The organism is Aquabacter sediminis (assembly GCF_028863665.1).
GTDB lineage: Bacteria > Pseudomonadota > Alphaproteobacteria > Rhizobiales > Xanthobacteraceae > L1I39.
Genome location: NZ_JARBFX010000005.1, coordinates 158,587 through 179,977, shown reverse-complemented (window position 1 = coordinate 179,977; position 21,391 = coordinate 158,587). Strand labels below are relative to the sequence as shown.

Annotated in this window: 19 protein-coding genes; 8 read left to right on the top strand and 11 right to left on the bottom strand. The window is 66.9% G+C overall.

The genetic code is table 11. From position 1 onward, the window contains the following. Positions 1–15: 15 nt before the first annotated feature. Positions 16–1,443, bottom strand: coding sequence for a dihydropyrimidinase (gene hydA / locus PV781_RS11770; RefSeq protein ID WP_274775823.1), 1,428 nt, complete (start codon positions 1,441–1,443; stop codon positions 16–18). A 341-nt stretch (positions 1,444–1,784) separates the two neighbouring features. On the opposite strand from hydA, the gene PV781_RS11765 reads away from it, so the two are divergent. The 4 genes from PV781_RS11765 to PV781_RS11750 all read left to right on the top strand — a co-directional run bounded on the left by PV781_RS11765 (position 1,785) and on the right by PV781_RS11750 (position 8,744). Continuing rightward, positions 1,785–3,032, top strand: a complete 1,248-nt coding sequence (locus PV781_RS11765) for an NHLP bacteriocin system secretion protein (RefSeq protein ID WP_274775822.1) — start codon at positions 1,785–1,787, stop codon at positions 3,030–3,032. Next, entirely contained in the window at positions 3,029–5,203 is a 2,175-nt protein-coding gene (locus tag PV781_RS11760) for an NHLP family bacteriocin export ABC transporter peptidase/permease/ATPase subunit (protein ID WP_274775821.1), read from the top strand. The genes PV781_RS11765 and PV781_RS11760 overlap by 4 nt, the downstream gene beginning before the upstream one ends. Further along, positions 5,193–8,051, top strand: a complete 2,859-nt coding sequence (locus PV781_RS11755; protein WP_274775820.1) for an NHLP bacteriocin export ABC transporter permease/ATPase subunit — start codon at positions 5,193–5,195, stop codon at positions 8,049–8,051. Before PV781_RS11760 ends, PV781_RS11755 begins: the two co-directional genes overlap by 11 nt. A 432-nt stretch (positions 8,052–8,483) precedes the next feature. Next, positions 8,484–8,744 carry a hypothetical protein gene (locus PV781_RS11750; protein ID WP_274775819.1) on the top strand — a complete coding sequence of 87 codons (261 nt, stop codon included), beginning with the start codon at positions 8,484–8,486 and terminating at the stop codon, positions 8,742–8,744. 114 nt (positions 8,745–8,858) lie between these two features. Here PV781_RS11750 and PV781_RS11745 read toward each other — a convergent pair whose 3' ends face one another. The 6 genes from PV781_RS11745 to PV781_RS11720 form a co-directional block, all read right to left on the bottom strand. Beyond that, positions 8,859–9,659 (bottom strand): amino acid ABC transporter ATP-binding protein, encoded by an 801-nt coding sequence (locus tag PV781_RS11745; protein WP_274775818.1) that lies wholly within the window; start codon positions 9,657–9,659, stop codon positions 8,859–8,861. Beyond that, positions 9,643–10,296: an amino acid ABC transporter permease gene (locus tag PV781_RS11740; RefSeq protein WP_274775817.1), complete on the bottom strand. Its 654-nt coding sequence runs from the start codon at positions 10,294–10,296 to the stop codon at positions 9,643–9,645. Before PV781_RS11740 ends, PV781_RS11745 begins: the two co-directional genes overlap by 17 nt. A 9-nt stretch (positions 10,297–10,305) precedes the next feature. After that, entirely contained in the window at positions 10,306–10,968 is a 663-nt protein-coding gene (locus PV781_RS11735; protein WP_274775816.1) for an amino acid ABC transporter permease, read from the bottom strand. A gap of 143 nt (positions 10,969–11,111) precedes the next feature. After that, a complete protein-coding gene (locus PV781_RS11730; RefSeq protein ID WP_274775815.1) occupies positions 11,112–11,903 on the bottom strand; it encodes a transporter substrate-binding domain-containing protein in 792 nt (263 codons plus the stop codon). A gap of 122 nt (positions 11,904–12,025) precedes the next feature. Continuing rightward, the gene (locus PV781_RS11725) at positions 12,026–13,282 is read right to left on the bottom strand and encodes a hydantoinase/carbamoylase family amidase (RefSeq protein WP_274775814.1); all 1,257 of its coding nucleotides are present in this window, start codon (positions 13,280–13,282) and stop codon (positions 12,026–12,028) included. Beyond that, entirely contained in the window at positions 13,279–13,959 is a 681-nt protein-coding gene (locus PV781_RS11720) for an orotate phosphoribosyltransferase (RefSeq protein WP_274775813.1), read from the bottom strand. Before PV781_RS11720 ends, PV781_RS11725 begins: the two co-directional genes overlap by 4 nt. A 214-nt stretch (positions 13,960–14,173) precedes the next feature. Between PV781_RS11720 and PV781_RS11715 the strand changes: the two genes are divergently transcribed. Both PV781_RS11715 and PV781_RS11710 read left to right on the top strand, forming a co-directional pair. Continuing rightward, positions 14,174–15,094 carry a LysR substrate-binding domain-containing protein gene (locus PV781_RS11715; RefSeq protein ID WP_274775812.1) on the top strand — a complete coding sequence of 307 codons (921 nt, stop codon included), beginning with the start codon at positions 14,174–14,176 and terminating at the stop codon, positions 15,092–15,094. Between the two features lie 125 nt (positions 15,095–15,219). Beyond that, positions 15,220–16,101 carry an EamA family transporter gene (locus PV781_RS11710; protein WP_274775811.1) on the top strand — a complete coding sequence of 294 codons (882 nt, stop codon included), beginning with the start codon at positions 15,220–15,222 and terminating at the stop codon, positions 16,099–16,101. A 15-nt stretch (positions 16,102–16,116) separates the two neighbouring features. On the opposite strand, the gene PV781_RS11705 is transcribed toward PV781_RS11710, so the two are convergent. Further along, positions 16,117–16,509, bottom strand: coding sequence for a hypothetical protein (locus PV781_RS11705; protein ID WP_274775810.1), 393 nt, complete (start codon positions 16,507–16,509; stop codon positions 16,117–16,119). Positions 16,510–16,727: 218 nt separating this feature from the next. Here PV781_RS11705 and PV781_RS11700 point away from each other — a divergent pair, with 218 nt between their 5' ends. Next, the gene (locus PV781_RS11700; RefSeq protein WP_274775809.1) at positions 16,728–17,108 is read left to right on the top strand and encodes a hypothetical protein; all 381 of its coding nucleotides are present in this window, start codon (positions 16,728–16,730) and stop codon (positions 17,106–17,108) included. A gap of 15 nt (positions 17,109–17,123) precedes the next feature. Here the strand turns inward: PV781_RS11700 and eutC are convergent, their stop codons facing one another. The 3 genes from eutC to PV781_RS11685 all read right to left on the bottom strand — a co-directional run bounded on the left by eutC (position 17,124) and on the right by PV781_RS11685 (position 20,057). Continuing rightward, entirely contained in the window at positions 17,124–17,903 is a 780-nt protein-coding gene (gene eutC / locus PV781_RS11695) for an ethanolamine ammonia-lyase subunit EutC (protein WP_274775808.1), read from the bottom strand. Then, positions 17,900–19,288 (bottom strand): ethanolamine ammonia-lyase subunit EutB, encoded by a 1,389-nt coding sequence (locus tag PV781_RS11690; protein WP_274775807.1) that lies wholly within the window; start codon positions 19,286–19,288, stop codon positions 17,900–17,902. Before PV781_RS11690 ends, eutC begins: the two co-directional genes overlap by 4 nt. Positions 19,289–19,376: 88 nt before the next feature. Then, a complete protein-coding gene (locus tag PV781_RS11685; protein WP_274775806.1) occupies positions 19,377–20,057 on the bottom strand; it encodes a TetR/AcrR family transcriptional regulator in 681 nt (226 codons plus the stop codon). 100 nt (positions 20,058–20,157) lie between these two features. On the opposite strand from PV781_RS11685, the gene PV781_RS11680 reads away from it, so the two are divergent. After that, entirely contained in the window at positions 20,158–21,357 is a 1,200-nt protein-coding gene (locus PV781_RS11680; RefSeq protein WP_274775805.1) for an acyl-CoA dehydrogenase, read from the top strand. Positions 21,358–21,391 lie beyond the last annotated feature (34 nt).

Here is a 21,391-nt window from a genome sequence, read left to right as displayed (position 1 = left end):
GGGCCGGTCTCCACCTCAGGGCAGCAGGGGATCACGCGCCGCCGCATAAGGCGACTTGGCGCGCGACAGGTGCTGACCCAGGCCCTTGGGGCCAACCATCTCGCCATTCCGCGCCACGCTCTTGCCGCGCACCAGGGTGTGCACTGGCCATCCCGTGATCTCGATGCCCTCGTAAGGGGTATAGTCCGCCCCATCCTGGATGAGGTCATGGGTCAGGCGCTGCTTGACCGTGGGATCCCAGATGGCGATGTCGGCATCGGCCCCGACCGCGATGGTGCCCTTGCGGGGGTAGAGGCCATAGGTCTTGGCGGGGTTGGTGGCGGTGACCGCCACGAACTGCTCGAGCGCGATGCGCCCCTTCATCACCCCCTCGGAGAACAGCACCGGCAGGCGGGCGCCCACGCCGGGAATGCCGTTCGGCACCCAGCGGAAAGAGGTGCGGCCCCTGGGGGTCAGCTTGCCCTCCGGGTCGTCATAGCGGAAGGGGCAATGGTCCGACGAGAAGACGGTGAAGACGCCGGTTCGCAGGCCCTCCCAACAGGCCTCCTGGCTGGCCGTGTCGCGCGGCGGCGGGGAGCAGACATACTTTGCCCCCTCCATGCCGAGGCCATCCAGGTCCTTCTCGGTCAGGACCAGATACTGGGTGCAGGTCTCCCCCAGCACGCTCAGGCCCTTTTGCTGTGCCCACCGGATCTGTTCCATCGCCTCGCGGTTCGAGACATGGACGATCATCACCGGCACATCCACAAGTTCAGCCAGCGAGATGGCGCGATGTGTCGCCTCCCGCTCCACCGCGATGGGGCGCGAGGTGGCATGGAAGCGGGGCGCCGTCTGGCCGCGCTTTTCGAGCATTTCGGTGAGATAGCGGATGGCGTCGTAATTCTCCGCATGCACCATTACGAGCGCGCCGGTATCGCGGGCGACCGACATGACGTCCAGGATCTCGCGGTCGTTCAGCGCGAGACCCTCATAGGTCATGAAGACCTTGAAGGAGGTGTAGCCGTCCGCGACCAGAGCCGGCAGTTCCTGGCCCAGCACCTGGTCGGTGGGGTCGGAGATGATGAGGTGGAAGGACACGTCCACATGGCACATGCCCTCGGCCTTGGCGTGATAGTCGGTCAGGGCCTTGCGCAGGCTCTGCCCCTTTTCCTGCAGGCAGAAGGGCATGAGGGTTGTGGTGCCGCCCAGCGCTGCCGAGCGTGTGCCGCTCTCGAAATCATCCGCCATCACGATGCCCTCGCCGGAGGGTTGGGCGATGTGCACATGGGCATCCACGCCGCCGGGCAGGACAAGCTTGCCAGTGGCGTCGATCACTTCGTCCGCGCCGGTGAGGCCGGTTCCCAGGGCGACGATGCGCCCGTCCTTGATGGCCACGTCGCAGACGGTGCGATCGGAAGCCGTCACGACGGTTCCGCCGGAAATGATGATATCGTAAGAGGCCATGGCGCTGTGTCTTCGGTCAGTTGCTGCGCGAGCGTATACAGATCGTGCGCAAAATGCATCCCGTTCGACCGGGAAAATGCACCCTCTCGCCTCTCCATCCAAGTGTGATGCCGCTGACGCGTGGCGAAGACGGCCCCGCCCTTTCGGGCGATCCTAAAGCAGGCACATGGCGACTGGAGTTTTCATCACCTCTGGCGAAAGACCTGTTGCAACCAACTCTAAGCTATGCACGGGCGTGACCTTTTAGCTCGTTGACAAAGTTACGTATTCTTCAGGTTCCCACCCTCTGCCTTTCGCGCTAAACCGGCACCGCTGCGGTGGCGCTGCCGGGAGAGACGGACGTGTCGGACCTATTCAGGCGAGAAGCATTGGAAAGCCTGTCCGGCGCCAGCGGACTCGGTCAGAACCTGCGCGTGGTCTCCCCGCTGGGCTGGGTTGCCCTGGGCACCACCCTCGCACTCATTGCCGGCTGCACCTTGTGGTCCATTTTCGGCACCTATCGGGTCACTGTGAGCGGGATCGGCCTGCTCGTCCCCGAAAACGGCTCCTTCGTCCAAGTCTATGCGCCCAAGTCCGGATGGCTCGAGAGCTATTCCGACCGTGGCGACGCCGTGAAGCAGGGCCAGCTCATCGCACGCCTTTCCTCTCCCGAAGGCCAGGAGCGTCTCGCGGACGCGGACAGCAGGCTGGTGCAGCTGAAGCGTCAGCGCGACGAGATCATCACCCGCTTCTTCGAGCGCATCGCCAATGAGGAGCGTGCCGCATCCCGCCGACGCGACGCGCTGAACGAGGCCATCAGCCTGGGCGAGGCGCGCGTGAAAGAGCTCCAGGCCATGCTGGATGCGCGCGAGGGCCTGCAATCCAAGGGCCTCATGACCAGCGACCGGGTGCTGGAGGTGCGCGAGCGGCTGTTCGCCGCGCGCGAAGCCATCTCGCGGGCCCGCGCCGACATCCTCACCATCGATGCCCAGATGATCACCCTGCGCTCCCAGCATGCCCAGGAGCTGGACGCCATCGACCGCCAGATCCGCGACAGCGAAGGCCAGCTCACTCAGGTGACCCTCTCCCAGGACCTCGCCACCTCCATCTATTCCCGCGTCACCGGCACAGTGGTCCTCGACGAGGTGACAAGCCACGCCTTAGTCTCGGCCGGCCAGCGCATCCTGGTCATCGAGACGGGGAACAAGCGCCTGGAAGCGCTGCTCTATGTGCCCGCCGAACAAGGCAAACAGGTGCGGCCCGGCATGGAGGTGCAGCTTTCTCCCACCATCGCCAAGAAGGAAGAGTTCGGCACCCTTCTCGGCCGGGTGGTGAAAGTGGATCCCGTGCCGGAGACGGAGACGGCGCTCGCCGAGCGCCTGAGCAATCGCGACCTGGCCCGCCAGTTTACCAAGGCGGGCCCACCGCTCCAGGTGGAGATCCTCCTCGACAAGGGCGACGAGGGGCCGGACAGCTATGACTGGACCTCCTCGCGCGGCCAGGAGGTGGAACTCACCTCCGGCACGCTGCTGGATGGGCAGGTCACCGTGCGCACGGGGCGGCCCATCGCCCTTGTGATCCCTGCCATCCGCCACTGGCTCGGGCTATGAGCGAGACGCGCTTCAAGCCGACTCGTCGGGTGTCGGTCCCCACCGTTCTCCAGATGGAGGCGGTCGAGTGCGGAGCGGCCTGCCTTGCCATGGTGCTCGCCTATTACGGGCGCTGGGTGCCGCTGGAGGACATGCGCGTCGCCTGTGGCGTCTCGCGCAACGGCAGCAATGCCAAGAGCCTCCTGCAGGCCGCCCGTGCACATGGCCTGGTGGCCCAGGGCTGGCGGCTGGAGCCCGCGGGCCTCCAAGGCAAGACGCTCCCCATCATCCTGTTCTGGGAATTCAACCATTTCGTCGTGCTGGAAGGCATCGGCCGCAACAAGGTCTATCTGAACGACCCCGCCAGCGGCCCGCGCACCGTTTCCCATGACGAGTTCAACGCCGGTTTCACGGGTGTCGCGCTGGTGATGGAGCCGGGGCCCGACTTCAAGCCGGGGGGCGAAAAGCCCCGCGTGTGGGGTCCGGTGCTCGATCTCCTGTCGGATTCCAAGGGCGCCATCGCCTTCCTGGCCATTGCCGGCATCGCGGCTTTGCTGCCGGGCATCTTCGTGCCGGCCGCCACCAAGATCTTCGTCGACGAAATCCTGCTCAACAATCTGAAGGACTGGCTGCGTCCCCTGCTGCTGGGCCTCGCCTTCGCCGCAGTGCTGCGGGCCATTCTGAGCTGGCTGGAAGGCTATTTCCTTGCCCGTCTGCAATGGAAGCTCGGCACGGTCGTGGGTTCCGACCTCACATGGCACATCCTGCGCCTGCCACCCCGCTTCTTTGCCCAGCGTTACACAGGTGACGTCGCGGCGCGGCTGCATTCCGCCGAGCAGATCTGCACCCTTATTTCCGGCCAGGTTTCCACCCTGTTCGTCTCGGGACTCGCGGCCATCTTCTATGCCTGGCTGATGACGCTCTATGATCCGCTCCTGGCCACCATCGGCATCGCCGTCTCGGCGCTGAACGCGGTGTTCGCGCATATGGTCGCCCGCTGGCAGGAGAATGCCGTACGCGGCCTGCTGCGGGAGGATGCGGCCCTGTCCTCCGTGGTGGTGAACGGCATCCAATCCATTGAGACGCTCAAGGCCAATGCCTCGGAGGACGACTTCTTTGCCCGCTGGGCCAGCCACCAGACGCGCCTCCTCAATGCGGTGCAGGCCATGCAGGTGCCGAGCCTCGTGCTGGGCATGGTGCCTGGAATCCTTGGGGCCGTGACGCTGGCGCTGATCCTGGGTGTCGGCGGCCTGGAGGTGATGGACGGCATCATCACGGTGGGCACCCTCGCCGCCTTCCAGACCATCCTGTCCATCTTTTCTGGCCACGTCTCCGCTCTGGTGCGGCTCGCCTCTTCCCGGCGCGAGCTGCGTGGCAATCTGGAGCGCATCAATGACGTGATGCGCTACCCCTTGGACGAGCGTTGGACCACGCCCCCGGCCGCCTTCGCGCGGGAGCTGCCGCAGGGGCGCCTCTCGGGCGCCGTGGAGCTGAAGGACCTCTCCTTCGGCTACAATCCGCTGACCCCGCCCTTGGTGCGCGACTTCAACCTCGCCATCCCGCCCGGCGGACGGGTGGCACTGGTCGGGCGCTCGGGCAGCGGCAAGTCGACCCTTGCGCGCATGATCGTGGGCCTTGCCGAGCCCTGGGGCGGCGACGTTCGCTTCGACGGAACGGACATGCGCCGCATCGATCCGGCAGTGCTGTCCTTCTCCCTGGGGTTCGTCGACCAGAACATCGTCCTCATGGATGGCACGGTCCGCCAGAACCTCACCTTGTGGGACCCCACTGTCCCGGAGGCCGATATGGTGCGCGCCGCCAAGGATGCAGAGATCCACGACGTCATCGCCACCCGACCGGGCAGCTATGACGCGCCGGTTCGCGAGGGCGCATCCAACTGGTCCGGCGGCCAGGCCCAGCGCCTGGAGATCGCCCGCGCGCTCACCCGCCAGCCCAGCCTCCTCGTCTTCGACGAGGCCACCTCGGCGCTGGATGCCGGCACCGAGGCCAGAATCCTGGAAAACCTGCGCCGACGCGGTTGCTCGCTCATCCTGGTCACCCACCGCCTGAGCGCCATCCGGGACTGCGACGAGATCCTGGTCCTCGACCAGGGACAGGTCATCGAGCGCGGCACCCATGCCCAGTTGTGGGCGGCCGATGGCGCCTATGCGGAGCTGATCCGTGCCGGCTGATCTTTCCTCCCCCTCCCAGGCCACCGGCGCCGTGCGCCTTGGCGATGATCCGCTGCCGCTCGGGACGATCGCCTATGAAGTGACCGAGGGCACGCTCGGGCTCTATATCTCAGCACCCGGCCGGGCCGGCAGCCGACGGCTGGCGGAGACCTTTCCGGCAGGAGAGATCCTGTTCGCCCTGCCGCCACATCCCGACGTCACCCTCGCCGGCTTCGCCTTGGCACCGGAAACAGCCGTGCGGCCCATGGAGATGGACGCCTTCTGCGCACGCCTGGAGGCGGGCGATCCGGACGCCATCACCCGCCTGGAATCGTTTGTCGAGCGCATGGCGCGCGCCTTTGCGCATCCGGAGGCCGGACGGGTCACCGGCATCGCTGTCGAGACCGAATCCTTGCCGGCGGAGATGGCCGTGCGTCCCCATCGGGGGCTGCTCTGGATCGAGATCCTGCAGGGGCGCCTCTCGCCCGACCTTGATCCGGACCATCCCCTTGAGGCCGGCGCGCCGCCCGTGCCGCTGTCTGCCGCCTCTCCGGGCTCCGCCCATGCGGTGGAAGATCCCGCTGACGTGATTTGCCGGGACAGCGCGACGCTGGCGCGAGAGCGACGCCTGCCGAAAGCCGTCCGCGCCTATCTGGAGCGGGTGGCGGGCGCCATGGCGGCCAGCCTGGCCGCGGAGGCCGGGCGCGCCGCGGACAGGGTGCGCACCGCTCCGGCGCGGGATCGTGCTGCCGCCACGCGCCCGTTCGCTGGACTTGACGGGACAAGCCGCCCTGCCACCGAGATCGAGGGAGACGCGCTGACGGAAGCGTTCCTCCAGGTGGCGCAAGCCAATGCCGTCGAGGTGTCCGCAGACGCCCTGTCCTCCGCCCTGGCGGTGGAGGCCACCGCGCCCGAGGACCGGCTGGCCGCCCTTGCCCTGGCGACCCGGCTGCGGGTGCGTCCCCTGCGGCTGACCCAGGGCTGGCAACGCGGCGGCCAGAGCCTGATCCTGTTCACCCGCGACGGCTTGCGCCCGCTGGCCGCCCTGGCCCGCTCCGGCTGGCGCAGCGGCTATGATATTCGCGAGGCGGATGGCCAGCCCTGGCTGGGACGCGGCGAGCATTTGTCCGAGATCGCCTACGCCATCCAGCGCCCGCTTCCCGACGGCCCGGTAGACGGCAAGGCCATGCTGCGCTTCGCCCTGCCCCTGGCGGGTCCTCTGGCCATCCCCGTGCTGATGGTCGCGCTTCTTGCCGGGCTTCTGGGACTGGTCACCCCCATCGGCACCGAGATCCTGTTCGACACGGTGATCCCCTCAAGTTCCGTCCCCCAATTGCTGCAATTGGTCGGCGGCCTTGCCGCGCTCGGCGTGGGCATGACCGTCTTCGAGCTGGTGCGGGGCTTCCTGCTGCTGCGCATGACCACGCTGGTGAATGTGGACCTGGAGGGGGCGATCTGGGACCGCCTCCTGCGCCTGCCCGCCACCTTCTTCCGCGGCTACACCGCCGGCGACCTGGCCCTGCGGGCGGCCGCAATCAACCAAATGCGGGACACCATCGGCGGCACGGTGCTCAACACCCTGTTGTCCTCGGTGTTCTCGGTGACCAGCCTCTGCCTTCTCATCTATTACAGCTGGAAGCTGGCGGCCATCGCGGCGGTCCTGGTGGCGCTTCAGGTGGCGGTGACCGTTGGGTCCAGCATCGTGATGATCTCCATGAACCGTCAGGCGCTGGCGACCGACGGCCGGCTGCAGGCGCTGTCCCTTCAGATCCTCACCGCCATCGGCAAGCTTCGCGTGGCGGGCGCGGAATCCCGCGCCTTCGGCCGGTGGGCGAGCCTGTTCCTGGAGCGTCGCGGCCTCGACTTCCGCAAACGCCGGCTCTCCGTGGCTGTTGAGACGGTGGGAGCGGTGCTGGGCGTCCTTTCAACGGGCGTGCTGATCGGTGCCGTGGGCTTCGGTCTGGTGAATATCGGCATCGCACAGTTCGTCGCCTTCAACGCGGCCTTCGGGCAATTCCTCTCGGCGGCCTTGTCGCTGACCGGCGTGGTGCCGGCCCTGCTGACCCTTGGCACCCTTTATGAGCGAGCGGCCCCGCTCCTGCGCACCACGCCGGAGGATGGTGGCCGGCCCGCGGGGTTCGGCGTGCTGCGCGGCGACGTGGAGTTCCACAACGTGACTTTCCGCTACGACGCGGATGGGCCGTTGGTGCTGGACGGGGTGAGCCTGCGCGCCCGCCCCGGCGAGTTCATCGCCCTTGTGGGTCCCTCGGGCGCCGGCAAGTCCTCGGTGCTGCGCCTGCTGCTGGGTTTCGACAAGCCGGCCAGCGGCGCCATCTTCTTCGATCATCAGGATGCCGCCTCCATCGACATGCGGGCGGTGCGCCGGCAGATGGGCGTGGTGCTGCAGAATGGCCATGCCGCAACCGGCTCCATCCTCGACAACATCCTGGGCGGAGCCCCGCTTACGGAAGCCGACGCCTGGGCCGCCGCCCATCTGGCGGGCCTCGACGAGGACATCCTCCAGATGCCCATGCGCATGCACACCTTTGCGGGCGAGAACGGGGCGCTGCTCTCGGGCGGGCAACGTCAGCGCCTCCTGATCGCGCGGGCGGTGGTGCGCCGGCCGAACCTGCTCCTGTTCGACGAGGCAACCAGCGCCCTCGACAATCGCAGCCAGCAGATCGTCACCGACCGCCTGTCGGAGCTGAAAGCGACCCGCATTGTGGTGGCCCACCGCCTGTCCACCATCATGGCCGCCGACCGCATCTATGTGCTGGAGGCCGGACGGGTGGTGGAGGAAGGTACCTATGAGGAACTCATGGAGCGGGACGGACTGTTCACGGACCTGGCGCGGCGGCACATTTCCTAGGACACAATCAAAGAGAGCTGCCGTCACCTCAGATCGCCCAGCGATACCATTTGAGAGCATACGGTTCCAGGAAGGGCTTGGGCACTAGCTTGGAAATCTAAAGCATCCGATGAGCCATTAAGAATGTTTATATCACCCGATTAAATATAATTGCTACGCATTCTTTCAAAAACTCCTCCCTTTAGACATCAATTTTCACAATTTTATCACACCAACATAATGAACATTTGGCATATTGTTCGGCGTACCGGGTTGAATTGAGGTGCGATCCGAAAGCGGGGGCAGAAATTTAAATCAACTCGCAGATCCACCGATCACTTCTCCCGGTTAAAAACGTACGAGAGCAGACTCCCACGGAGCTGAGGGTGGCGCGATGCGCGGCATCAAAGCCCTGTCTGCAGGAGCATCTTGCGAGAGAAAGGAGAGATGACCATGTCCAATGAGCCCAATGAGAACCAGATGCTGTCCGACGACGAACTCATTCCCGTCAGCGGAGGCACCGTTGTGGCAGCCGGCGGGAAATGGACTGTCGGCGCAAGTGGGCGACCCTGGTATAATGGCTGGGAAAAGAACCAAGAGGGATCAATCACAGACGTCAGCGGCTCTAACCGGCCCGAGCGGCTGGCGGATGGCCGGACCAACTATTGGGCCATGGGCGCCGACGGCAAGGAATACCTGAAGGGCACTCGCTGAGGACAACCCTTTCAGGCGCAAGCCTCCACTTAAAGACATGACGGCCCGGACGCACCTCGCGGGTGGCGTTCTCCGGGCTGTCTGACGTTCTTCTGTGGTGCGAAAGCCCGCGCCTCAATCGTGGATGGACGAGAGGAACTGCTTGAGTTCCGCCGTTTGGGGCGCGCCGAACAGCTCCGCCGGGGGCCCGGCCTCGTGGACGCGGCCCTGGTGCATGAAGATGACGCGGTCCGCCACCTTGCGGGCGAAATTCATCTCATGGGTGACCATGAGCAGCGTCATGCCCTCGTCTGCCAGGCTTTCCACCACCCGCAGCACCTCGCCCACCAGTTCCGGATCAAGCGCGCTGGTGATCTCGTCGCAGAGCATGACCGCCGGATCCATGGCCAGCGCCCGAGCGATGGCGACGCGCTGCTGCTGGCCACCGGACAGCTGCTCGGGCATGGCGTCGAACTTCTCGGCCAGGCCGACGCGGGCGAGCAACTGCCGGGCCCGCGCCTCGTTCTCCTCGCCCTTGCGCTTCTTCACCAGCCGGGGCGCCAGCATGACGTTGCGCCCCACGGACAGGTGGGGAAACAGGTTGAAGCTCTGGAAGATCATGCCCACCCGCTGGCGCAGGTCGCGCATGGCGAGCGCGCTGTCGTGCAGCAGGGGCTTGCCATCCACGATCAGCGAGCCCTCCTGGAACACCTCCAGGCCGTTGATGCAGCGCAGGAGCGTGCTCTTGCCCGAGCCGGACTTGCCGATGATGGCCACCACCTCGCCGCGTTTCACGTCGAGGTCGATGCCCTTCAGCACCTCGTGGTCGCCATAGGACTTGCGCAGCGCCGTGATGCGCACGATGGGCGCACCCACCTCGGTGTGCGGGGCGACGAGCACGGAGCCCGCCTGCGACGGCTCAGTGGCGGCCGACATGGAGTTTCCTTTCGAGCGAACCGGCATAAAGGCTGATGGGGAAGCACAGGATGAAGTAGATCGCCGCAACGCAGCCATAGACCAGCAAGGGCTGGTAGGTGACGTTCGCGATCATCCCGCCGGCCTTGGTCAGTTCCACGAACCCGATGACCGAGGCCAGTGCCGTCCCCTTGATGACCTGCACCAGGAAGCCCACCGTGGGCGGCACGGCGATCTTGAGCGCCTGGGGCAGAATGATGTGGCTGAGCTGCTGGCCGAACGACAAGGCAAGCGAAGAGGACGCCTCCCACTGACCCTTGGGGATGGCCTCCACGCAGCCGCGCCAGATCTCGGTGAGATAGGCCGATGTATAGAGGGTCAGCGCCAGGGCCGCCGCGACCCAGGGCGAGGTATCGATGCCGAACAGCGCAATGCCAAAATAGAGCAGGAAGAGCTGCATCAGCAGCGGCGTGCCCTGGAAGAGCTGCACATAGCCACCGATCACCTTGTCGGCGACCTTGTTCTTGGTCAGGCGCATGACCAGCAGGGCGAGGCCCACCACGCCCCCGCCCACGAAGGCGATGAGGGAGAGGATCACGGTCCAGCGGGCCGCGAGCAGCAGGTTGCGCAGGATGTCCCAGAAGGTGAAGTCAACCATCCGCGCCTCCTAGCGTCCGAACACGAAACGCGGGCCCACCCAGTTGAGCAGGCGGCGCACGGCAATGGCGAGGCCGAGATAGATCACGGTCGCCACGATATAGGCCTCGAAGGCCCGGAAATTGCGGCTCTGGATAAGATTGGCCGCGTGGCTCAGCTCTTCCATGGAGATCTGCCCGCACACCGCCGAACCCAGCATGACGATGATGATCTGGCTCACCAGCGCCGGCCACACCCGCTTCAAGGCGGGCGGCAGGATGACATGGGTGAAGACCTGCACCCGGCTGAGCGCGAGGCTCTCCCCCGCTTCGATCTGGCCGCGCGGCGTCGAGATGATTCCGGCGCGGATGATCTCGGTGGCGTAGGCCCCCAGATTGATGGTCATGGCCAGGATGGAGGCTGTGAGGGGGGTCAGCTTCACGCCCGCCGCCGGCAGGCCGAAGAAGATGAAAAAGAGCTGCACGATGAAGGGCGTGTTGCGGATCACCTCCACATAGGCGGCGGTGACGAGCGCGAGCGGCCGTGGCCCCTTGGCGCGCGCCCAGGCGCAGGCGACGCCGATCGCCGAGCCAAGAAGGGTGGCAATGGCGGTCAGGCCCAGCGTCCAGGCCGCGCCCACCAGGAGCAAGTGCCATTGGGCAAGAAGGGGCCAGAAATCGAGTGCGACGCGCATGGGGCGAATCCGGAAGGCGGAAGAAGGTCAGGCGCCGCGCGGATTAGCTCGGCTCACTGCCGGCCATCCGCCCCGTTCTCGGGGAAAGGCGACGCACCCACGCTGGGTCGGATCCCCCGACCCGGCCCAGCGTCAGGGCTGGCTCAGAGCGGCAGGTCCCCCGTCCCGCGCTTCAGCCACTTCTGGGAGAGCTTCTCCAGCGTTCCGTCTGCCTTGGCGGCCAGCAGGATCTCGTTCACCTTGGCCCGCAGGGCGTCCTCGCCCTTGGCAATGCCCACGAAGCAGGGGCTGTCGCGCAGCAGCAGCTTGTATTCGACGCCAAGGCTGGGATTCTTCTGGGCGAGCACGCCGATATTGGAGACGCTGGTGGCGATCACCTCGGTCTGGCCGGCGGCGAAGGCGGCGGTGGTGGCGGCCTGGTCCTCGAAGCGCTTCACATTGGTGGAAGCCGGCGCCACCTTGGCCAGCATCTCATCTTCCATGGCGCCGCGTGTCACGGCCACGGTCTTGCCCGCGAGATCATCGAAGCTCTTGATATTGGTGGTCTTCAGGGCGAACACGCCCTGGTAGAAGGGCGCATAGGCCACCGAGAAGTCGATGATCTTCATCCGCTCTTCATTGCGACCGAGGGTGGAGACGACGAGGTCCACCTTCTTGGTCTGGAGGTAGGGGATGCGGTTTCCGCTGACCACCGGCACCAGCTCCGCCTTCACGCCCATCTTGTCGGCGATCAGCTTTGCCACATCGATGTCGAGGCCCATGGGCTGAAGGTCAGGACCGACGAAGCCATAGGGCGGGTAGTCGGTGGGGACGCCGATCTTCAGCACCTTGGCCTTGAGGATGTCGTCCAGCTGGCTCTGCGCCATGGCGCCCCCGGCGGCGAACGTGGCGAGGGACAGGCTGAGGGCGACGAGGAAACTGCGCTTGGACAGCATGACGGATTGGACCCCTTCTGCACCGGTGATGGGTTCGGAACCCCTGGTTGCTGGCTCAAGGAAAGCAAACCGCGGGCCAGTTTTGCGCAGCTGACGACAAAAGCCTGATACCCCCGGTAGAGCTAAGCGGCAGGCGGTGTTGAGGTAACGGCAGCAGAGAGCAGGTCCACCCCGGCCAGGAAGTCCTTGATCTCCATGGCTTCGCTCGGATTGTGCGATCCGTTGGCATTGCGCACGAACACCATCGCGGAAGGGATTCCGGCATTGGCAAACACCGCCGCATCATGACCCGCCCCACTGGGCATGCGCTCCACCGGATGTCCGAGGACATGGCCGGCCGCCTCCAGGCGCTCGATCCAGCCGCGGTCCATGGTGGCCGGCGCGGAAATGAGGCGTTCATCGAAGGAGAAGGAGACGCCCCGCGCCTGCCCCACCGTCTGGCATTCCTGGAGCATCAGTTCATAAAAGCGCTCAAGGGTATCCTTGTCCTGGCTGCGCACCTCGAAGCTGAAGCGCGCCTCTCCCGGGATCACCGACACCGCATGGGATTTTGGCGACGTGGCAAGGATGCCCACGGTCATCACCAGGTCCATGCCCATCTGGAGCAGGACCCGCCAATGCTCATCCAGGCGAGAGAGCAGGTCCGCCACCGCCAGCACCGCATCCTTGCGCAGCCAGCGGGGGACGGCGCCAGAGTGCCCCGCCTCGCCCTGGCAGGTCACGGTGGTATGGCGGATATTGCCGCGAATGCCGGTGACCACCGCCGCCGGCCACTGGCGGGCAATCATGACCGGTCCTTGTTCGATATGGAGTTCCAGCCAGGCGGCCATGTCGGCGGGACCCACCAGCGCCTCGCCACGCCCGACCGCATCCACATCCACGCCGCTGCGGGCCATGGCCTCCCCCAGCGTCCCGGTTCCACTGCGATGGCGCAGCGCCAGCGCGCTGGCGGGAAGCTGGCCGGTCAGGGCGAGCGAGCCCGTATAGGCCTTGCCGTACCAGGCACTTTCCTCGCCCCGCAGCGCCAGCACCCGGACAGGCGGCACCTGACGCGCCCGCCCCTTGAGGTCTTTCAGGACGAGCAGGCCCGCGATGACGCCGGCCAGCCCATCGAAATTCCCGCCTTGCGGCACGGAATCCAGATGGGAGCCGATCACGATGGGCGGCTCCGCCCGATTGTCCTCGGGCAGGCGCAGCCACAGATTCTGGTACCGGTCGCGGGCAGCGGTGAAGCCGAACGCAGCGGCCCAGCGCTCCACAGCCTGCATGGCGGCTTCCTCTCCCGCGCCGTAGGCCTCGCGGGTGACGCCGACGCCGTCGTCGGAGAGGGCGCGGATCTCCTCGAAGAGGTCCGCCGCCAATTGCGCCCGCCCGCTCACGCCCCCACTCCGCCATTCTCCAGCGACCACCGCACAGGGTCGGCGTCGAAGGCGGCCAGCGTGCGCTCGGCCTCGGCGCTCAACCCGCCCTCGGCGCGCAAGGCGGCCAGCAAGTCCGGCCAATGGGTCAAGGCATGGATGCGGGGCGCGGCGGCATCGGCCAGACCGGCCGTGCGGGGATAGATGGCGTAGTCGAGGATCACCAGCACATCGTCCACCGCCGCGTCCCCCTGGCGCAGGGCCTTCGCGGCGGCGAGCTTGGAGCGGCCATCGGTGGTGACATCGTCCACATAAAGGAGGCACGCCGCTGGCGGCAGGCGGCCTTCCAGACGCGCGGCCTGGCCCCAGCCCATGGGGCGCTTGCGCAGATAGAGCAGCGGCAAGGCGAGACGCTCGGCCAGCCAAGCCGCAAACGCGATGCCCGAGCTTTCCGCGCCCACGACGGCGTTGATGCCGCGTTCCTCCACCACCGGCGCCATGGCCGTGGCGGCGAGATCCATGATCTCCGTCCGAAGGCTCACGTCCGACATCAGGAGCCGCGTGTCCACATAGACCGGACTCGCCCAGCCGGACGTGTAGACGAAGGGCTGCGCCGTGGTGATGCGCACCGCCCCGATCCCCACCAGGATGGAGGCGACGCGAGCGGCGGCGGGACAGGAAATGGACGGTGCGGGCATGGACAAATGGGCCACGGCAGGTGCGGGGCCGCAACCTAGGAGCGTCCCAAGACGCGGGAGAAGTTCAAAATCTTCCGGCGAGCCATCGCGATTGGCGATGCCATGAGGCGCGGCATGTGGCGCGCGGTGTGGCGCCGGCCCGTCCCTTGCCTTCGGAATGAAGGGGCGAGGTCATCGCCCAAGCGTGCCGCACCGGACATCGATTGCACACAAAATGCCCTCACCAGCCGCATCTCGCACATTTTTACGGCAGATCGATCTCGGCACACTGGACCTGTTCGTCCTCGTCTGTGAGACCGGGAGCATTGCCCGCGCGGCTGAGCGGGGACGTATCGCAGCCTCCGCCCTCAGCCGGCGCATCGCGGACCTGGAGCGCCTTCTGGGTGGTCCGCTTCTGGTGCGCCATGCCCGGGGTGTCCGGCCCACCTTGTTGGGCGCGCAGGTGATGGAACACGGCCTCGACATATTGGTCGAAGTAGAGCGCCTGCGGAGCGCGCTGGACGAATTCTCCCAAGGGGTGCGCGGACGGGTGCGCCTGGCCGCGAGCGCCTCGGCGGTGGAGCAGTTCCTCCCCGCGGACCTCGCCACCTTCGCCGCGCACCACCCTGAGATCCGCATCGATCTCCATCAGAGCAGCAGCCAGGACGTGGCGCGGGCGGTGCTGGCAGGTGAAGCGGACCTCGGCATCTGCGGAGAAAGCGAGGCCGCGGTCCATCTTCAATCCCGCCCCTATCGCACCGAGCACCTGGTGCTGGTCACCCGGCCCGACCATCCCCTGGCCGAACGACCGGAAATCCCCTTTGCGGAGACACTCGACTTCGAGCAGGTGGGCATGCGGGGATCAAGCACGGTGCAGATCAGCCTCAATCGCGAGGCACGGGAAGCGCGTCGCGCGTTGCGCCAGCGGGTGGAGGTGAACAGCCTGTCCGCCATGTGCCGGATGATCGAGTGCGGCATGGGCATCGGCGTGATGGCGAGGGGAGCCTTCCAGGCGCTGGGCAAGACCGGCCTTGCCAGCATCCCGCTCACCGACCCCTGGGCACACCGGGCGCTTAACCTTTATGCCGTGGATTTCGCCCTGCTGCCCGCGCCCGCCCGCCGACTGGCGGACGCGCTGGCCGCCCCCTCGTCCTGAAAGCGCGCCCGCACGCGCCCCTCTCCAGCGACACGGCCGCGCAGAGGGCTTGCGTCCGGCGCGCGCCGCGTCATTCTCCGCGGGCCTCCCTTCGGGCCGCTTCGCCCGCCTTCTTGAGTCGTCTTATGCTTGCCTCCACCCAGCGCGGCGTCTGGCTCGCGCTTCTGGCCGTGTTCGTTGCCGTCTGCTGCATGCAGGTCGGCGCCGCCCTCGGCAAGCTCATCTTTCCCGTGGTGGGCGCCTCCGGCGCCTCGGCCCTGCGCATCTTTTTCGCCAGCCTCATCCTGCTCGCGGTCTTCCGCCCCTGGCGCGCCTTGCCCCAAGGCAAGGCCTGGCGGCCGCTCCTGCTCTATGGGGCGACGCTCGGCTTCATGAACCTCTTTTATTACCTGTCCATCGCCCGCATTCCGCTCGGCATAGCCGTGGCGCTGGAATTTCTCGGCCCGCTGACGGTGGCGGTGCTCAATTCCCGCCGGCCGTCGGACTGGCTTTATGTGGCGCTCGCCGTCATTGGGGTGGCCATTCTGCTGCCCATCCATTCGGGCGCCGGCCCGCTGGATGGCCTCGGCGTCGTGCTGGCCATCCTCGCGGGCGCCTGCTGGGGGCTCTATATCGTCTTCGGCCAGCGCACGAGCGCTGTGGTTCCCGCCGGCACGGCGACCGCCATCGGCATGGTGATCGCATGCTGCGTGGTGCTACCCGTTGGCATCGCCCAGTCCGGCGCGGCGCTGCTGACGCCGCACATTTTGCCCATCGCAGTGGGCATCGCGCTTCTATCCAGCGCCATCCCCTATTCGCTGGAGATGTTGGCGCTGAAGCGCCTGCCCGCGCAGACCTTCTCGATCCTCATGAGCGGCGAACCCGCCTGCGCGGCCCTGTCGGGCTTCCTCATCCTGGGCGAGCGGCTGACGGTGAGCCAGTGGATTGCCATCGCCTGCGTCATGGCGGCCTCCATCGGCTCCAGCCTGTCCGTCCGCAACCGCACCCCGCCAGCCGCCCCCGCATAACGGCTGGCCTAGGAGTCAGGCGGCTTGCTGGAAGGTCGGGGCCTCGGCGGCGGTGTCCGCATGGGCCGGGTTGAGGAGCTTCTCCTGGCAGAGTTCCACCAGTTCCATCATCTCGGCTCCCACCGCGAGGGTGGACTGCTGGAGGAATGCCATCTCCTTGGAAAAGGCGACACCAGGATTTTCCACCTTGGACAGTTCAGCGAACAGTCGCCCCTGTTCCTGGACCTGGGAGGCCACGAAGCGCTGCCAATGGGACGTGAGTGCCATGGGCAGGTCCACCCAATAGGTCCGAGCGAGCGTCATGGGCCAAGCGGCTCCGACGGCGGCATCCGGCAACTTGAAGGGCATCTGGGGCATGCTGCCCGTCCCCCAACCGGGGAAGGGTTGGAACAGCGGAGAGTCACTCATGGTCGATCTCCCTGACTTAAGATCTTAACATATCATAAACACATCCCCATTTCGTCATTGCGACAGATCAAGGCCGCGCTTTCTCCTAAGGTCCATCTGCGGCATGGTCGGGATGGCGCGAAGCACAAACGCGGCACACCGATGTCACGCCCGCCCGAGGACGCGCCCGTGGGGGGAGCCGCAGCCCGACTGGGCCAGAGCCGAGGAGAGACAGCGCCATGAGCCAGTTGCCCGACGACTTCCGCGAGATCCGCCTGGAGCTTGCCCGCGAGAAGGACCATCCCCAGGGCGCGCGGGATTTCGGCTATTCCTTCGTGGCCCCGCTGGACGAAAGCGGCCGCATCGAGCCGGCGCTCTGGACTAAGCATCGCGACGCCTGCCGGGTGGTGCGCTTCCGCCCCAGCGAGGCGGACGAGATTGGCCATCTGGTGCGCCGGCCGGGCGGCAGCTGGGCCTTCCGCTACGACGTGTCGGGCGACGACGATGACGAGGCGGGCTACCGCTTCGGCGACGAGCGTTTCACGGTGGGCGAATATGTGTCCATCCGCGAGGACGAGCAGATGCACACTTACCGCGTGGTGTCCGTCGAGCCCGTCTGAGGCCCGGCGCGCCCGTCAGCCCGGCAGGCGGGCCGGCGGGCGGCCATCCGAGAGCAGCAGGTCGCTCTCGTCCTTCAGGTCGACGCCCGTGAGGGCGCGGCGAAAGGCTTCCTTGATCAGCCAGGCCAGCTTGAAGGCCGCCGCAGCGTGCGGCAGGCCTTCGGCGCGCACGTTTGAGATGCAGTTGCGCTCCGCATCCGAGCGGCCGGGCTTCGGGTCGAAGGTCAGATAGAGGCCGAGGCTGTCTGGCGAGGACAGGCCCGGCCGTTCCCCCACCAGCACCACGACGGCCCGCGCCTTCAGCAGTGCGCCCACCTCGTCTCCCAGCGCCACGCGCGCCTGGCTTGCCACGACCACCGGCGCGAGACGCCAGCCTTCGGCGGCGATCCAGGGCTTCAGGGCAGCCAGGAACGGGACCGCCTGCGCATGTACCGCAGCCGAGGACAGGCCATCGGCCACCACCAGCACCAGGTCAACCGGCGCCCCCGCCGCGCCGGCCTGAGCCAGGCATTCGCGGCTTTCATCGGAAAGGCGACGGCCAAGGTCCGGGCGCCGCAGATAGACATCACGGGCCGGCGCGGCACTGGAGGCCGAGATGACGGGAAGTCCGAGGCCTTCGATGGCGGACGCCACACTCCCAGCGTCAAAGGGGGTATGGACTGCATCGCGCGCCTGAGCATGGGCAAGGGCGAAGCGCAGCACCTCCTGCGTGGGCAGGCTGGCGCCGGTGCGCCCCAGCGCGATGCGAGCCGGCGTGTGACGGGCGAAGGCGAGCCAGGGATCGCGGTCGATCATGCCGCGCGCTCCGCCACGAAGCCCACGAGGGGATGAGAGCCGCTGGCCGGCAGGAGCCGCCCATCCGCTCCCGCAATGCCCATGCGCTCCAGCCACACCTCGAATTCCGGCGCCCGTTTCAGCCCGAACACTTCGCGCACATAGAGGGCGTCGTGGAACGAGGTGGATTGGTAGTTCAGCATCACGTCATCGGCGCCGGGAATGCCCATAATGTATGTGATGCCCGCCGCCGCCAGAAGCGTGAGCAGCGTATCCATGTCGTCCTGGTCGGCCTCGGCATGGTTGGTGTAGCAGACATCGCAGCCGAGCGGCACACCGAGCAGCTTGCCGCAGAAATGATCCTCCAGCCCGGCGCGGATGATCTGCTTGCCGTCATAAAGATATTCCGGGCCGATGAAGCCCACCACCGTATTCACCAGCAGCGGCTCGAACACCCGCGCCACCGCATAGGCGCGCGCCTCGCAGGTCTGCTGGTCGACCCCGTGATGGGCATTGGCCGAAAGCGCCGAGCCCTGGCCGGTCTCGAAATACATGGCGTTCTGGCCGAGCGTGCCACGCTTGAGGGATTTGGCCGCCTCATAGCCTTCCTTCAGCACCGCCAGATCGACCCCGAACGAGCGGTTCGCCGCCTCTGTCCCGGCGATGGACTGGAACACCAGGTCCACCGGGGCGCCCCGGTTCATCAGCTCGATGGAGGTGGTTACATGGGTGAGGACGCAGCTTTGGGTTGGAATGTCGAAGCGCGTGATCACCTGGTCCATGAGCCGCAGCAGTTTATCGATCACCGGCAGGCTGTCGGACGCCGGGTTGATTCCGATCACCGCATCGCCCGCGCCATAGAGCAGGCCGTCCAGAATGGTGGCCGAGACCCCCGCCAGGTCGTCGGTGGGATGATTGGGCTGGAGCCGGACCGCCATGGTGCCGGGCAGGCCGATCGTATTGCGGAAGCGCGTGACCACCCTGCACTTGCGGGCCACCAGGATGAGGTCCTGGTTGCGCATGAGCTTCGACACCGCCGCCGCCATCTCCGGCGTGAGCCCGGGCGCGAGCGCTGCCAGCGCGGACGGCGTGGCGGCCTCCGACAGCAGGAAATCGCGAAAATCGCCGACGGTCATCCCCGAGACGGGCGCGAAGGCTGCCGCGTGATGGCCGTCCAAAATCAGGCGGGTGACCTCATCGGTCTCATAGGGGATTAGCGCCTCGGACAGGAAGGTCTTCAGTGGCACCTCGGCCAGGCACATGCGCGCCGCGGCGTTTTCTTCCGCGCTCGCCGCCGCGATGCCGGCCAGCATGTCGCCGGAGCGCGGCGGCGTGGCCTTGGCCATCAGGTCCTTCAGGTCGGCGAAGACATAGCTCTTGGGACCGACGCGGTGGCAAAACGGCATGTGGCACCTCGCCCAGACGGAGGTACCAATTACGCTTGGGAAATTTGCGTTCCTCAAGAGAAAAGTTGGAGACCCGCCCGCTCCGGTGTCAGGCGCCAGCGGGCCGCATGCCGCGCACGATGAGGTCGTAATAATCGAGCGCCACATCCTCCGCGCTCTTCTCGCCGTCCGCGCGGAACCAGCGGGCCATCCAGCTGAGCATGGACAGCACGGCGCGTCCGACGATGGCCGGCTCCACGCCCCGGAACGAGCCATCCGCCACCCCCGCCGAGATGATGGCCCGCAGCACGCCCTCATGGGCGTCGCGCAGTCGCAAGGCATCGGCGCGCTGGGCATCGGACATGCCGGAGAAGCCCACCAGCATGGTCAGGAAGGCGTCGGCGTTTTCCGCCAGATAACAGGCATGAGCTACCATGAAGCCCTTCAGCCGCTCGGGCGGCGGCGCCTCGGTCTCGGCGGCAGCGAGCCCCGCCTCGTGAAGGCCCCTCAAAGTCGCTACGATGATGGCGTCGTAGATCTCCTGCTTGGAGGCGAAGTAATTGTAGATGGCGCCCTTGGAATAGTTCATGGCCGCCGCCACCTGGGCGAGCGAACTCTCAGCATAGCCCTGCGCGGCGAACAGACGGGCCGCCTGCTGCAGGATCTCGGCGCGTGGGTCGGTCAGCAGCGGTGGGCGACCCAGGCGCCGATCCGCGCGGCCGGCATCTGCGGGCGCCGGCAGCGCGTCGCGTGCCGCATCCTCGATCCGCGCCTCAGCCTTTTTCGCCACGTTTGCTCCACCCGTCTTGACAACGCCCTTGAATTATATTCCGACTGGTCGGAATGTAAAGCCTCCCAGCCGGGAGGGCCGGGAAGCCGAGGAGACCCCCATGTCCGCCGACACCGCCACCAAGGCCGCTTTCGATTGGGCCGACCCCTTCGACCTGAACGGGCAGCTCACCGAGGAAGAACGGCTTGTCCGCGATACGGCGCGCGACTACGCCCAGGAGAAGCTGCTCCCCCGCGTCACCTCCGCCTTCCTGGACGAGCGCTTCGACCGGGAGATCATGAACGAGATGGGCGAGTTGGGCCTGCTCGGCCCCACGATCCCGGAAGCCTACGGCGGCGCCGGCCTCGGCTATGTCTCCTACGGCCTCGCCGCCCGCGAGGTGGAGCGGGTGGATAGCGGCTATCGCTCGGCCATGAGCGTGCAGTCCTCCCTCGTCATGCACCCCATCTATGCCTATGGCGACGAGGCGCAGCGCAATAAGTACCTGCCCAAGCTCGCCACCGGCGAATGGGTGGGCTGCTTCGGCCTGACCGAGCCGGACGCCGGCTCCGACCCCGCCGGCATGCGCACCCGCGCCGAGAAGATCGACGGCGGCTACCGCCTCACCGGCGGCAAGATGTGGATCACCAATTCCCCGATCGCCGACCTCGCCGTGGTGTGGGCCAAGTCCGCCGCCCATGGGGATGCCATTCGTGGCTTCATCGTGGAGCGGGGGACCAAGGGCTTCTCCACCCCCAAGATCGAGAAGAAGCTCTCGCTGCGCGCCTCCGTCACCGGCGAGATCGTGCTGGAGGGCGCCGAGATCCCGGAAGAGAACCTGCTGCCCAACGTGTCCGGCCTGAAGGGTCCGTTCGGCTGCCTCAACCGCGCCCGCTACGGCATCGGCTGGGGCGCCATGGGCGCGGCCGAGGCCTGCCTTGCCGCCGCCCGGCAGTACACGCTGGATCGCAAGCAATTCGGCAAGCCGCTGGCCGCGACCCAGCTGGTGCAGAAGAAGCTCGCCGACATGTCCACCGACATCGCCTTCGGCCTCCAGGCCTGCCTGCGCGCCGGCCGCCTGTTCGACGAGGGTCGCCTCTCGCCGGAGACCATCTCCTACATCAAGCGCAACAATTGCGGGAAGGCGCTGGACATCGCCCGCGTCGCCCGCGACATGCACGGCGGCAACGGCATCTCCGCCGAGTTCCACGTGATCCGCCATGCGGTGAACCTGGAAACCGTCAACACCTATGAGGGCACCCACGACATCCACGCCCTCATCATCGGCCGCGCCATCACTGGCATCCAGGCCTTCTTCTGAGCTCCTCTCCCTCCGGCGCACCGGTGCCGGAGGG

What these genes read in the sequence shown, in the direction of transcription:
- hydA (WP_274775823.1), bottom strand. Translation starts at nt 1,443, where the DNA reads ATGGCCTCTTACGATATCATCATTTCCGGCGGAACCGTCGTGACGGCT.
- PV781_RS11760 (WP_274775821.1), top strand. Translation starts at nt 3,029, where the DNA reads ATGAGCGAGACGCGCTTCAAGCCGACTCGTCGGGTGTCGGTCCCCACC.
- PV781_RS11750 (WP_274775819.1), top strand. Translation starts at nt 8,484, where the DNA reads ATGTCCAATGAGCCCAATGAGAACCAGATGCTGTCCGACGACGAACTC.
- PV781_RS11745 (WP_274775818.1), bottom strand. Translation starts at nt 9,659, where the DNA reads ATGTCGGCCGCCACTGAGCCGTCGCAGGCGGGCTCCGTGCTCGTCGCC.
- PV781_RS11740 (WP_274775817.1), bottom strand. Translation starts at nt 10,296, where the DNA reads ATGGTTGACTTCACCTTCTGGGACATCCTGCGCAACCTGCTGCTCGCG.
- PV781_RS11735 (WP_274775816.1), bottom strand. Translation starts at nt 10,968, where the DNA reads ATGCGCGTCGCACTCGATTTCTGGCCCCTTCTTGCCCAATGGCACTTG.
- PV781_RS11730 (WP_274775815.1), bottom strand. Translation starts at nt 11,903, where the DNA reads ATGCTGTCCAAGCGCAGTTTCCTCGTCGCCCTCAGCCTGTCCCTCGCC.
- PV781_RS11720 (WP_274775813.1), bottom strand. Translation starts at nt 13,959, where the DNA reads ATGCCCGCACCGTCCATTTCCTGTCCCGCCGCCGCTCGCGTCGCCTCC.
- PV781_RS11715 (WP_274775812.1), top strand. Translation starts at nt 14,174, where the DNA reads ATGCCCTCACCAGCCGCATCTCGCACATTTTTACGGCAGATCGATCTC.
- PV781_RS11710 (WP_274775811.1), top strand. Translation starts at nt 15,220, where the DNA reads ATGCTTGCCTCCACCCAGCGCGGCGTCTGGCTCGCGCTTCTGGCCGTG.
- PV781_RS11705 (WP_274775810.1), bottom strand. Translation starts at nt 16,509, where the DNA reads ATGAGTGACTCTCCGCTGTTCCAACCCTTCCCCGGTTGGGGGACGGGC.
- PV781_RS11700 (WP_274775809.1), top strand. Translation starts at nt 16,728, where the DNA reads ATGAGCCAGTTGCCCGACGACTTCCGCGAGATCCGCCTGGAGCTTGCC.
- eutC (WP_274775808.1), bottom strand. Translation starts at nt 17,903, where the DNA reads ATGATCGACCGCGATCCCTGGCTCGCCTTCGCCCGTCACACGCCGGCT.
- PV781_RS11690 (WP_274775807.1), bottom strand. Translation starts at nt 19,288, where the DNA reads ATGCCGTTTTGCCACCGCGTCGGTCCCAAGAGCTATGTCTTCGCCGAC.
- PV781_RS11680 (WP_274775805.1), top strand. Translation starts at nt 20,158, where the DNA reads ATGTCCGCCGACACCGCCACCAAGGCCGCTTTCGATTGGGCCGACCCC.